The sequence below is a fragment of the Nostoc sp. genome, assembly GCF_036917355.1.
Lineage (GTDB): Bacteria > Cyanobacteriota > Cyanobacteriia > Cyanobacteriales > Nostocaceae > Nostoc.
On sequence record NZ_JBALDP010000099.1, the window covers coordinates 60,474 to 72,938 of the forward strand.

At 41.6% G+C, this 12,465-nt stretch carries 13 protein-coding genes and 2 pseudogenes; 6 read left to right on the plus strand and 9 right to left on the minus strand.

All coding sequences use genetic code 11. The features are described from left to right. Positions 1-14 precede the first annotated feature (14 nt). The 3 genes and pseudogenes from V7K53_RS29485 to V7K53_RS34155 form a co-directional block, all read left to right on the plus strand. Positions 15-230 carry a DUF2945 domain-containing protein gene (locus V7K53_RS29485; protein WP_322674149.1) on the plus strand — a complete coding sequence of 72 codons (216 nt, stop codon included), beginning with the start codon at positions 15-17 and terminating at the stop codon, positions 228-230. 9 nt (positions 231-239) lie between these two features. Then, positions 240-566 (plus strand): DUF3140 domain-containing protein, encoded by a 327-nt coding sequence (locus tag V7K53_RS29490; RefSeq protein WP_335201013.1) that lies wholly within the window; start codon positions 240-242, stop codon positions 564-566. A gap of 23 nt (positions 567-589) precedes the next feature. Further along, positions 590-740 (plus strand): annotated as a pseudogene (locus V7K53_RS34155) (response regulator); the annotation flags it as partial. 195 nt (positions 741-935) lie between these two features. On the opposite strand, the gene V7K53_RS29495 reads toward V7K53_RS34155, so the two are convergent. The 4 genes and pseudogenes from V7K53_RS29495 to V7K53_RS29510 all read right to left on the minus strand — a co-directional run. Further along, the gene (locus V7K53_RS29495; RefSeq protein WP_335201015.1) at positions 936-1,781 is read right to left on the minus strand and encodes a GNAT family N-acetyltransferase; all 846 of its coding nucleotides are present in this window, start codon (positions 1,779-1,781) and stop codon (positions 936-938) included. Between the two features lie 360 nt (positions 1,782-2,141). Next, on the minus strand, positions 2,142-4,430 hold the full coding sequence (locus tag V7K53_RS29500; protein ID WP_335201017.1) for an FUSC family protein: 2,289 nt from the start codon (positions 4,428-4,430) through the stop codon (positions 2,142-2,144). 135 nt (positions 4,431-4,565) lie between these two features. Then, a complete protein-coding gene (locus tag V7K53_RS29505) occupies positions 4,566-5,132 on the minus strand; it encodes a hypothetical protein (RefSeq protein WP_335201019.1) in 567 nt (188 codons plus the stop codon). Between the two features lie 198 nt (positions 5,133-5,330). Further along, positions 5,331-5,548 (minus strand): annotated as a pseudogene (locus V7K53_RS29510) (formyltetrahydrofolate deformylase); the annotation flags it as partial. Positions 5,549-5,642: 94 nt separating this feature from the next. On the opposite strand from V7K53_RS29510, the gene V7K53_RS29515 reads away from it, so the two are divergent. Continuing rightward, positions 5,643-5,963 (plus strand): hypothetical protein, encoded by a 321-nt coding sequence (locus tag V7K53_RS29515; RefSeq protein WP_335201021.1) that lies wholly within the window; start codon positions 5,643-5,645, stop codon positions 5,961-5,963. Positions 5,964-5,983: 20 nt separating this feature from the next. Continuing rightward, complete coding sequence (gene vapC, locus V7K53_RS29520) at positions 5,984-6,391, plus strand: type II toxin-antitoxin system tRNA(fMet)-specific endonuclease VapC (protein WP_335201023.1); 408 nt, start codon at positions 5,984-5,986, stop codon at positions 6,389-6,391. A gap of 135 nt (positions 6,392-6,526) precedes the next feature. Here vapC and purU read toward each other — a convergent pair whose 3' ends face one another. The 3 genes from purU to V7K53_RS29535 form a co-directional block, all read right to left on the minus strand. Next, positions 6,527-7,381 carry a formyltetrahydrofolate deformylase gene (gene purU, locus V7K53_RS29525; protein ID WP_335201025.1) on the minus strand — a complete coding sequence of 285 codons (855 nt, stop codon included), beginning with the start codon at positions 7,379-7,381 and terminating at the stop codon, positions 6,527-6,529. 96 nt (positions 7,382-7,477) lie between these two features. Beyond that, positions 7,478-8,104: a DUF4340 domain-containing protein gene (locus V7K53_RS29530; protein ID WP_335201027.1), complete on the minus strand. Its 627-nt coding sequence runs from the start codon at positions 8,102-8,104 to the stop codon at positions 7,478-7,480. 50 nt (positions 8,105-8,154) lie between these two features. Beyond that, entirely contained in the window at positions 8,155-9,888 is a 1,734-nt protein-coding gene (locus tag V7K53_RS29535) for a GldG family protein (RefSeq protein WP_335201028.1), read from the minus strand. 138 nt (positions 9,889-10,026) lie between these two features. Between V7K53_RS29535 and V7K53_RS29540 the strand changes: the two genes are divergently transcribed. After that, positions 10,027-10,398 (plus strand): four helix bundle protein, encoded by a 372-nt coding sequence (locus V7K53_RS29540; protein WP_335201031.1) that lies wholly within the window; start codon positions 10,027-10,029, stop codon positions 10,396-10,398. Positions 10,399-10,429: 31 nt separating this feature from the next. Here V7K53_RS29540 and V7K53_RS29545 read toward each other — a convergent pair whose 3' ends face one another. Next, positions 10,430-11,242, minus strand: a complete 813-nt coding sequence (locus V7K53_RS29545) for an ABC transporter permease (RefSeq protein ID WP_335201033.1) — start codon at positions 11,240-11,242, stop codon at positions 10,430-10,432. Next, entirely contained in the window at positions 11,243-12,247 is a 1,005-nt protein-coding gene (locus V7K53_RS29550; RefSeq protein ID WP_335201035.1) for an ABC transporter ATP-binding protein, read from the minus strand. Between the last annotated feature and the right edge of the window lie 218 nt (positions 12,248-12,465).

Below are 12,465 nucleotides of genomic sequence, written 5' to 3' on the forward strand. Positions count from 1 at the left end.
GATAGGAGATGAATGTGGCTGAAGAATTTAAAAAAGGCGATCGGGTTGAATGGAACACTTCACAAGGTAAGACAACTGGCAAAGTAGTAAAGAAGCTCACTTCACCTACAGATATAAAAGAACACCATATTGCTGCAAGTGAAGATAACCCCGAATATTTAGTTGAAAGCGATAAGACAGGAAAACAAGCTGCTCACAAGCCTGATGCTCTGAAGAAAGTAGAGGAGTAATGCTTAGTCATGAGTAAAGATGTTAAAGCGGTGATTGACGAGTTTCATCAAGCTGTCAATATGACACCTAAAGAACTAGAATCTTGGCTAAATACGGATGAGTCACAAACTGTCGGGCAAAAGGATGGCGACGATGAGTCAATCGGTCATAAATCTGGACGGCGTATTATCCAGCTATTGCAGAGAAAGGATGATTATACCAATGACGATCTTTCGCACATGAAGAAAGTTATTAGTTACGTCCATCGTCACATGGCACAGAAGCCATCGGGTGATTTGGAACACACACGCTGGTGCTATTCTTTGAAAAATTGGGGACACGATCCACTTAAGTAAAGTACTTTGTAGGCTGCCATTTAGGTGGGCAAATTCCTGCGATCGCCCTAACTGCTTACGCCGCAGAAACGACACAAAAACAAGTTTTTACAGCCGGGTTTCAACTCCATATCGCTAAACCAGCCGATCCTGCCAGATTGGTGGGCTGCGATCGCAGCCCTTGTGAAGAATTGAACTTTTAAAAGCCATCAAGTTTGACGCACGCAGACTAACAGTAAAACTCACGCGCTGACAGTGAGATTGTAGATTAGGTAAAGACGTTGTTTGTCCGTTTCTAACCCAATACTGTTCAGTTAAGCTTTTTTCTCTCCCCCTGCTTCCCCTGCCTGCCTTAACAGATAAATTTCCTTAACCCAAGCGTATTGGTATCTAACCTAGTTCTACACTTGTCACAGCAAAGATGCGATTAATAGGTAAACTAGGAATTTCTTTAGTGTACATCCGAGCAGTTTGAGAGACTGGCTGCAATTGGTAATGTTGAACTAGGTCAATCGCTTGTAGATTTGCATCCGGCACATCAAAAAACACTGGAGCATGAGGATTTTGTGCAAGCAAGGCTTGAAACAATGCTTCAGCAATCTGTTCATCATTAGCAAACAGTGGCCCAACTCTAAAACCTGTATGGGCAGGTCGAATAACTCCGTAACCAGCAAGAGATCCATTTTTGAGAAACCCGAAAGCAGTACTTTCTGGCTGTTCAATCCAATGTTGCAGAAACAGCGATCGCTTAGAAGGAAAAAATTGGCGATCGTAAGCCACCAAATCTTCAAAAGGCACTGTTTTCAGATCCACGATTCCAGCAGGCACAACACCGCCACCTACCCCTTCATAACGAATATGGTTATAAGCGATTTTGAAACCAGACTTTTTGTAGTTATCTTGTTGAGCTACTGCACCATCCAAGCCGATGTTACGATCGGCACCCAGATAGTCCATTGCTGTCTTCCAAATTTTTATACCCAACCCTTGCCCACGAAACTGGGGTTTCACAACGTAAAAACCTATAACGGCAAAGTGTGGATCGTAAGCAACAGCAGAAATGCACCCCACCGGCTCACCATTCAACTCACCCAAGAAAAAACCGCTCTCGTCAGTTTGATAAAAAGATTGAGCATCATACTTTCCTGGATTCCAACCTTCAGTTGCTGCCCAAGTAATCGCCAAATCCATTTCCGATCTGTTCATTGGGCGGATGACGAAATTCTCAGTGGTCATAATATCTTCTTACTGCTAGGCTGTTAACTATTTAACTTTGCTTTTGCAAACTGAGTGATAACTCTTAATATTACTTTTTTGTATAGCTGCGACTTCCAGTCGCTTGAGCATCTTTTATTCAAATACTACTGTTCTATTACCATATACTAATACACGATTTTGCAAGCGCGATGTCTGACGACAAGGCTAGCACCAACGCCATTTTTTTAGCGGTGATTTAAAGATTTTAGGGAAATTCTGACAAATCAAGAGTGAGACTTTGTGCGACACAATTCTAAATAAATTAGTCCTGCTTTTGTCACAATTTTGCAATAGCTCTGTCAATATAACCCAATTTATCCCACTATTTTGCAACGCCAATTATTCTTGCAGACGAGCAATTACACAATGCAAAACTTTAATTTCATTAACAATTCGATCCAGTTCTGTGGAGAGTGGAGTTTGTTCTCGAACGGCTTGTAATGTGGGGGTTAAAGTGTTGGAATTGCTAGCAATCTCTGATAAACGAGCAGTATGTAGCTGTTGGATTTGGGCGTGAATTGCTTCGAGATAGCTATCCAGCGCTGGTAATGGTTGAGGTGGCTGTCCCTGCCCAAGGGCATCTGCTAAGTTTTCCAAAACTTGAACAATGGTATCAGCAAGTCGCTTTACTTCAGGAAATTGGTACTCACCGCTAAATTCCCGCAGATGTTCTGCCAAAGTTGTTACCGAACTGAAAAAGCCACGAATGTATATCATCAGCGTCATTACAGGTTCGATTTCTCCCTGAATGTGACGAGGTTCGCTGAACAATCGTTGAGCTGCGGCGTTGGCGTTGGCGTTCTCTAGTGCTGCTTGGTGGCGTAGCATGTTGATAGAATCAGCAAACGCATTATTTTCTGGATGGAGATAGTTAGCTATTACCTGTTGAAAGTAAGCAAGATTAGCTCGAATTGTCTTTTCCAGTTGTGCAGGAAGTTGCTGTCGTTCCCAACGAGGGAAAAGCAAATAGCTACCAAGCAGTGCTAAGACACCTCCAGCAAAGCTATCGAAGATCCGCAATACTCCAACCTCCCAGCCACCTGCACTAATCATGTTGAGTAGCAAGATGATGGCGGGAGTCAGCAGGATGATAAATATGCTATAGCTTAACGATCGCACCGACATCGCCACAAATACCAGCAGCAGGAAACAAACTGCGATCGCCAATTGATTCTTAACTAGTAAAATCAGAGCAATGCCAATAATTCCACCCAAAATAGTGCCAACAACTCTTTGGACTGTTGTCTGTGACGTTCCACCAAAGTTAGGTTTAAGTGCAACTAAAGCTGTGAGCGTTATCCAGTAACCTCTAGGTAGTTGCAATAGTGAGGCAATTAATTCAGCAAAAGTTGTGATCAGTGCGAGGCGCAACGCATGACGAAAGAGGACTGAATCAAAAGTGAAATTATTTCGCAGCGTATCAATAATCGTAGAACGCTCTGGTTGGGCTGGCGGAGAAATATCTCGCTGGGCAATACTGTTACGCAGTTTTCCTTGGCTTAAATCTGTAACAATCTCTGCATCAGTATGAATTTGCTCTACTAGCTTTGTCAGACTGGCTGTAATTTTGCCAAGGTTGAGGAGATCGGAATATTCATCTGTCTGAGCATTGATGGTTTGATTGAGGATTTGAGAACGCAGAACTTGCCTTTGGTGTTCTAGTGCTTCAAGACTCCGATCCAAATCCCCTAAGTGAGGTGAGTTTTTTCCTTTGGCGATCGCTTGTGATAACATTTGCAAAGCAATTGCCGACTGTTCTAGCACTTGCTGAATTTCTGGCTGTAACCGAGAAAATAGTTGATGTTCAGATGCGATCGCTAATAGTTCGCTCAGTGCTACAACAGAATTGACAATTTGATTTATATCCTCAATTAATACGAGTAATTGATTTCCCCGCAGGGTAGCTCCTCTTTGCCTAGTCCAGATAGTTGTCCAGACGCTACGGGCAGATATCAAGTTCTGAATGACTGTATCCTGAGCTTGCAAAAATCGCTGTTCCCATTCCTGACGATCCTTTGGATTTAATGCTCTCTGGCTTGCCAAGTCCACAAAATTGCTTAATGAGAGATAACAGTTAGCGACTGTCTGTATTGCAGGTACATCAGGACGCACTGCCCACAATCCCAATGACAAGACAGTTGTCCATGTTCCGCCAGCTAGACATAGCCCACAGTGTTGAATAAGAGTAGACAAATTAGAAAATGAAGCGAATCTAGCCAGCGCAATTACAAACATAATCGAAGTAACCAAGCTGACAGATGCAGCCACGTTGCCATAGAGATTTGCTAAACCTGCTATAAATATTACCAAGAACGTGGTCGGGACAGCTAACCAGAGATGACTGCTAACCAAACTTGCGATTAGGAACATTACAGTTACCCCAATCGTAGCTGCGATCATAGCGATCGCTCGCTGACGGTAGGCTCCGTCAACATTTACCATCCCAACAAACCAAGCTGCCATAGTGGCGATCGCACTTTCAGCAGCATGACCTGTAATGATGCCAATTCCAATCGGGACACCCAGTACAAAAAGGCTACGCAATCCAGAGGAAAGGGCGGGTTTACCTGGCTGGAGTTGAAACTGCTGCAACAACCAACCCAGAGGACGTTTATCTGTAAATGACATTATGAAATTGGCGATTATAACAAAGCGCGATCGCTTCTTACAGCATTTTAGCCAGATATAACTGCGTGGAGGATGGCTGTAATATGTCTTTTGAGATTATTCAGTTGTTTAATTTTTACTACGACTAGTTTAACATTAGAGATGATGACTTAAACCATCTAGTAAACCTTCGGCAGTATACTGCAATCCGGTTGAATGGGGTGACTGAGAATTCTTCAATGCCCATGCCAATTTACTTTCTATAAAAGGTGTAGGATTTATTTCAGAAATAAGGTTTCTTTTTTCTTCATTATATAATCCGTAATTATTCCAGAACAATATCCTCTCTAAAGAAACTAAAGCTTGATAGGATTCATTTGGATTAAATTCAGAAGAGTAATTTTGAATAATATCTAGTACTGCTAAAAGTCCGGTTTTTGATGAAGATTTACCAATAGTAAATAATAAACTACTCTTTGCTCTATTTGAATCAATAATCTCTCTTTTTAGGAATTCTACAATTTCTGCTTCTTCGCTGTCAGTTAAATTTATAGTTATTAACTCCTGTTTGATTAAACTATCATATCTACTCAGTCTTTCATCTAGTGGTAACTGCCAAGAATTAATTTCTAGGATGAATGATATATCAGTAATTGCATTACTACGTACACGTTCGTCGTCTGATTTTATATTTACAAAAAGTTCGTTAATTAAATGATTCATAGCTTTAAGGTGATTAATCCCAATTGTTCCAAACCCAAACCGAAACTCCAGAATATCCCCTGAGTAAATTCTATGGATGTATCTAAGATGAAACTTGAAAATTGGGAGATAGATAATTGACAAACGACTGGCTAGAAAACATCATCTCACAACTTCCCGCGTAGGCATCGCTCTGTTGCATTCCTTCGCATATAATAATCACTCAAATACTACTATCCTATTACCATATACTAAAACACGATTTTGCAAGTGCGTAGGCATCGCACCGCTCTTGCTAATACAACTCTCTCCAAATCCTTGCCTTTTCTCACCAAATCATCAACTTCGTCACGGTGGCTAACTCGCACCACATCCTGTTCAATAATTGGGACTGCATTTAAATTAGCAGTGGCATAATGAGCAGTTGCACCAATAATGCAATAACTATTAACCGATAAAAAAACGAATCAAACTAGATTAACCCCTCAAGAGTGAAAGTAAAATAAAATTATCCTCCACTTAAACCCCATCATGCCTATCCCAGAACTCGAACAACAACTCCTTCAGCTTTCCCCCAACGATAAACTGTATATTATCCAATTCCTTGCCCAAAGCCTGACCACACACAACACCCACCCAAACCAACCCACCAAACTTTCAGAATTCTTCCGTCAATCCCCCTTGGCCGAACTCACCGAAGAACTCGACCTTAGCCGAGGCTTGACATTGCTAAAAACCCTCATTGAGTCCCTAGAACCAGAAACCCAAATCGAAACTCCAGAATATCCTCTGACTAAATTCTATGGATGTATCCAAGATGAAACATTCTTTCGCCATCCCCAAGGAAAATAACAAGAACGCGAACCCATCCTGTGAAATTTCTGCTAGATACTAACACTTGCATTATCTATATGCGTGGTAAAAATTTCACCCTAAAGCAGAAACTAGAAACCACTCCTACCAAAGATATTGCCATTTGCTCAATCGTCAAGGCTGAACTATTTTATGGGGCAATGAAAAGTGCCAAACCAGAACGTAATCTTACCTTACAGCAAGAATTTTTAGCTCAATTTATATCACTACCGTTTGACGATTTCGCAGCAATGACATTTGGAATGATTCGCTCTCAGCTAGAAGCATTAGGCACTCCAATTGGAGCTTATGATTTACAAATTGCTGCCATAGCACTGACAAATAATTTAACCCTTATTACTCATAACACCAGAGAATTTAAGCGGATTAATAACTTGCTGATTGAAGATTGGGAGATAGATAATTGACAAACGATTGGCTAGAAAACATCATACAACTTCCTGCGTAGGCGTAGCCCGCACTTCTCTACGAGACGCTGCGCGAACGACAAAGCTCAGTGACCACCGTAGGCATCGCTCTCTTGCATTCTTTTTGGTATAAAATCACTCAAATACTACTGTTCTATTACCATATACTAATACACGATTTTGCAAGTGCGATCGCACCGCTCTTGCTAATACAACTCTCTCCAAATCTTTGCCTTTTCTCACCAAATCATCAACTTCATCACGGTGGCTAACTCGCACCACATCTTGTTCAATAATTGGGCCTGCATCTAAATCAGCAGTGGCATAATGAGCAGTTGCACCAATAATTTTTACCCCACGTTCAAAAGCTCGGTGATAAGGGTTTGCTCCGATAAAGGCTGGTAAAAATGAATGATGTATATTAATAATTTGTGGAAATTGATTAATAAAATCTGCACTAACAATCTGCATATATTTCGCCAATACAACTAAATCTATTTTGTACTTACGTAGTAATTCTAGTTGTTGGGCTTCTTGTTCTGATTTATTATCTTTATTTATGGGAATATGCTGGAAGTCAATATTAAATTGTTCTGCTACTATCTTTAAATTAGAATGATTACTAATAATTAAAGGAATTTCAGCAATAAATTCTTTAGCACATTGTCGCCAAATCAAGTCAAATAGACAATGGTCTTGGCGGCTTACCCAAATAGCAATGCGTGGTACTGTATCAGAAAAACGTAATTCCCACTTAGCACCTAAAGGTTGTGCGATCGCATTAAATGCAGGGGCAATAAATTCTCGCGGTAAATTGAACCCATCTAACTGCCATTCAATGCGCGTGAGGAATAACCCAGCAGCAAAATCTGTGTGCTGATCTGCATGGATAATATTACCACCGTTAGAATAGATGAAATTGGCAAATTTCGCCACTAATCCCCTTCGATCGGGGCAGGAAATCAGCAATGTTGCTGTCGGATTTGTCATGGTAACTTAGAAAAACTAGTGAGATTTGAAGTAGAGTAGCACAGATGTGCTAACCCATTGTGCGTTACCGAAACATACCACAGAAACCGTAATTGCCTATTTACTATTTGTCGGAGTTGGTAAAGGGGTGCTGAGTCCAGGTAGCTTCTGACTATTATCTACAGGTTGTTTCCACTCTGATAGTTCCCGATTTACAGCATTGGCAAAATCTGTAGATACTAACAGCACATTTATATTACCATCAGGTTTCGTAGCAGGGTCAGCTTGAGCATACAATAAACGACCGTTAAAGTTAGATTTACCCAAAATCAACTGATGGCTTTGTCGGTTTTTCAGGGTGATATTGATGGTTGCTTGGGGTTGATCTAGGGCGAATTCTTTAAGTTCTTTTGGTGGAGTTGAGACAGTGCGATCGCTATTACCTTTGACTAACAAATCCATTAAATAAGAAACAATAGCGTCATTTGCTGGGCCCGATATCGGAGATTTGATTAACCACTTGGGGTTACTAGAAGATTCAGGATTACGTTCCAGACTCAAGGTGATTTTTTTTGTTTTGACTGTTAAAGACTGGACATCATCTTCTGCAAAAGAGAAAATTTTCTGCTTTTGCTCTTTGATTTCTTCTCGCTGAGTTGCACCCCGAATTTCATAGAAGTAAACAAAACCACCTAAACCCAGCGCTAGCAGTATCAAAATTAAAGTTGTTCGTGGCAATTTCATTTTTTAGTCATTTGTCATTTGTCATGGGATCTGAGGGAGAATTCATAACTCTAACGTCGTTTCCACCAAATAATAACTGCGATCGCAAATCCAATTAAGGGTAAAAGCAACAGAGATAACAATATTAAAAGATTACCTTGTGCTGTTGTCAGGGTTATCCGTCGATTTTTCGGTTCTTTAGGGCGAATGGAAAGGGGTTGCTGATCCTGTTGACTCAGCCAAGTAACTGAGTTGAGGAATACATCTCCATTTAATTGCTGTTGAAACAAACCATCGGTGGCGAAATCGGAATTTCCTAAAACTACTAGACGGGACTCGGTAGCTGTTTGAGATGAGAGAGTAGGGGAAGATGGTTGAGATGAGGAAGTGGGCAAAGCCTTCCCTTGAGTGGTTGGTGATGGTAGGGTTAACGCTTGCGGAGTCTTGGGTGAGGGTGAAAGAGTCGGGCTAGTCTTGCTTTGAGTGGTTGGCGATGGTAGAGGTGAAGGTGTGGGTGAAGCCTTGGGAGTGAAAGTAGATTTGGGTGTTTGTTTTCTTGTTAAGGCAACACCCAAGGTTAAAGGCCCTTTCAGGTCTTTATCTGCATTAAACTCCAATTTTTCGCTTTGGAGGTCGCTTTCTGCCCAACTGCTGGGGTAGGGTTTGGTTCGTAGCAGTGGAGTAGCCTGAACACCAGGCACAGAGGTAATTTCCAGTGGTCGGGCAATCGGATAAAAGGAATTACCGTTACCGAAATCTTTGGTAATTGGATGTTGACCGTATTCTGTGACTAAGGGCGCAGCAGGGCCAAGTCCCACGACGCTTTCGCCAGAGACATCGACTGCTAAACGATTATCCAGACGAACACCCCACTCTTGTAGCAAGCTGTTAAGTTTGGGATCGGTATTGGGATCGATCATCAGCAATAAGTTACCGCCGCGATTAAGATATTCTTGCAAAGCTTTGACTTCACCCTCAAACAGCCCTCGTTTGGGGCCAGCTACTATCACTACAGCCGCATCTTGAGGAACTTTGGAAGTTTCTCCTAAATTCAGAGGTGATGTTGTAAAGTTTTTATTGCCCAATCCCTGAACTGCTTGTGATATTGCATCTTTACCAGGCGAAAGTTGGCGCTCGCCATGACCTTGTAGTAAGTAAACTTTGGCTGTGGTTGAATTTGTTAGTTGTTGCAGACGACCAGTTAATCTAATTTCTGATAATCGCTCATTTTCATTTATCGTCTGTACTAGTTGCCGTTTATCCCCAGATTCTAAATAAACTTCTCCATAATCTTTGACGCCAAACTTTTCTGCAAGTCCAGGTCTAGCTTGGGGGTCGATATACTCATATTTGAATTTTGAGCTTTGGCGTTGATAATTTTCTAGCAGTTCTCGGTCTTGGGGATTTTGGTTAATATCAAATACCCACACTTTAACTGGCTGTGGTAAAACTCTTACTAATTCGCGTGACTGGGGTGCAAGGGTAAATAATTGAGCCTCTGTTAAGTCTGCCCGTAAGTGATAGCGAGTTCCCAAAAAGTTAATCAATCCCAAAATTGCTAGTACTGCCAAAGTTGCCACTAGGGCATTAGTCCCAGCTTGGGTAGAACGACGGTTCCACCAGTTAGTTTGGTAGCTTTGCAATATTATGCCCAACCCGCTAATGACAATTCCCGTAATTAGAAATGCTAATGGAATTAATCCCCATTGTTCAGAGACTAATCCAACTGTTAAGCCGACAGCAATTAGGAACGGACCCAACCAAAACAGATATTTCCACAGTTTCTTTTTTGCAACTATTTTCATAATTTGTCATTTGTCATTTGTCATTTGTCATTTGTCATTTGTCATTTGTCATTTGTCATTTGTCTACAAATAAATAGTGACAATTTAAAATATATCGACGAAAATTGAGTGACTAAAAATAAGTAGATAAATGAATAAATGGCAACAAAGCGTTTCCAAGAATTACAGGTTTATCAATTATCAGAACAGTTGGCAGATGACATTTGGAAAATTGTTGAGGGATGGAATTTTTTTGCAAAAAATACTATTGGCAAACAGATTGTTCGTTCGGCAGATAGTATTGGAGCCAATATAGCAGAAGGTGTAGGAAGAGGTAGTTTTCAAGACAATAGACGTTTTATAAAAATAGCGAGAGGCTCTTTGAATGAAACTCAACATTGGTTAAGACGGGCTTACACTCGTAACCTTTTAACGACCGAACAGATAAATGCAATCAAAACAATCATTAACGAACTAGCACCCAAATTAAACTCGTACCTAAACTCAATTGGCAATGTCCCAGATGACTAATGACAAATGACCAAGGACAAAGGACAAATGACTATTGCCTTTGAAAGCGCAGTGCATCAATTGATTGAGCTGTGAGAAAGATGCCTAAAAAAATGTAACTGGCAAATAAAATTAAAGCGCTAGTATCAAAAATGCCTTGGATTAATGTGTTGTAATGTTTCAGCAACGATAGATAACCTAAAGCTTCGCCTACAGGACCAGGGACAATTTTGGCGATTAAATCAATCAATAACAATAATAAGATTACTGCAAAGGTAAAAACGGCAGACAAAATTGTGCTGTCTGTTAAAGAAGAAATAAACATTCCTACAGATAAAATTGCTGCTGCTAGTAAGATTAATCCAAGATGACCCAGCAAGGGAATTGAGGGTGTCATTGGTGGATTTGAGCCGCTGATGGCGATCGCTTCCAACACTAGCATGGGTATAACCATTGTGATAAAAAATGTTACGACGCCCAATAATTTACCTACAGCTACCGCCCAATTGGTGATTGGTGAGGTGGCTAACAGTTCTAAAGTGCCCCGCTTCCGTTCTTCGGCATAGAGTCCCATTGAAAGTATTGGCAGGATAAATAACAATAGCCATCCCATACGATCCAAAAATGCTCGGACAAATTCGTAGGGAACATCTATCGGTGGTACTGGTACTCCCAGCTGTTGCCCTTGTACATCTATTGCCGCCACTCCTACCAAAATGCCGTCTGGCCCTAGCAAAATCATCACGAAGAATAACCCGGCGATCAACCAAAATATGCCTGCGATCGCATAAGCTAAGGGCGATACAAAATAACTCTGTAACTCTCGGCGATAAATGGCAATAATATTACTCAGCACTACACCCATTTACGCTGCTTCTCCTTCTTTATCTGCTGCTAAGTCTACCTCAGGATCGAAATTCTTTTCTTCTGTGGTCAGTTGCAAGAATACGTCTTCTAAGGTGGCGTTAACCCGCCGCAGTTCATGTAAACCAAATCCTGCACGCACTAATGTTGTGGCAATATCGCGTCCTGGTTCTTTTCCTGGTTGCGATATCACCCGCAGATAAGCGCGATTTTCCTGGGGTTGATGACCTCCGGCTGTAGGAATTGATTCTATCAGACTTACACCCGCCACTTTTTGCAATACCTGTTTCGCTAGGGCAGCTTCGCCTTCTATTTCCAATTCATAGCCAGAACCACCTGTCAACTGAGTCATTAAGTTTTCTGGTGTATTAGTTGCCACAACTTTACCGCGATTGATGATAGCGACGCGGCTACAAGTCATGCTTACTTCTGGCAGAATGTGCGTGGAAAGAATAATTGTGTGAGTACCAGCTAGGCTTTTAATTAAATTCCGCACCTCAATTATTTGTCGGGGATCGAGTCCAACGGTGGGTTCATCCAAAATGATCGCTGGGGGATCGTGGACGATCGCTTGAGCAATTCCGACACGTTGGCGGTATCCTTTAGAGAGTTTGCGAATAATTACTCTTTGCTTATCTTCTAAGTTGCAGCGTTCGATGGCGGCTGTCACCTTATTGGGGCGATCGCCTGCTGGAACTCCCTTAATGCGGGCGACAAAATGCAAAAATCCCTCCACCGTCATGTCTGGATATAACGGCGGTGTTTCGGGTAAATAACCAATGCGTTGGCGCACAGCTAGGGAATTTTCATGGACATCATAACCAGCAATCCGGGCATTTCCATTGGTTGCCGGTAAATAACCAGCCAGAATCCGCATGGTTGTGGTTTTTCCAGCGCCATTGGGGCCCAACAACCCTAAAATCTCCCCAGGCTCGACGCTAAAGGTGACATCAGTAATCGCTGGGGTGGAACCGTATATTTTACTCAGATGTTCAACTTCAATCATCCGTATAGTGGCGATCGTAAATTATAGAATACCCAATAATCTTAGATCGCAATATTGAGTATAGGGGACTGGCACAAAGATTAGCTGACAAGGGGTAAAGTTCCTGAAAAACCTCTTTAGGCACTTCCAAATAAAAAACATCCCAAATTTTCTTGTGGGATGGGTGTCTTCACCCGTCTCATATTCAGGATGCCATTGCTGCAAATTAAGGCATCAGT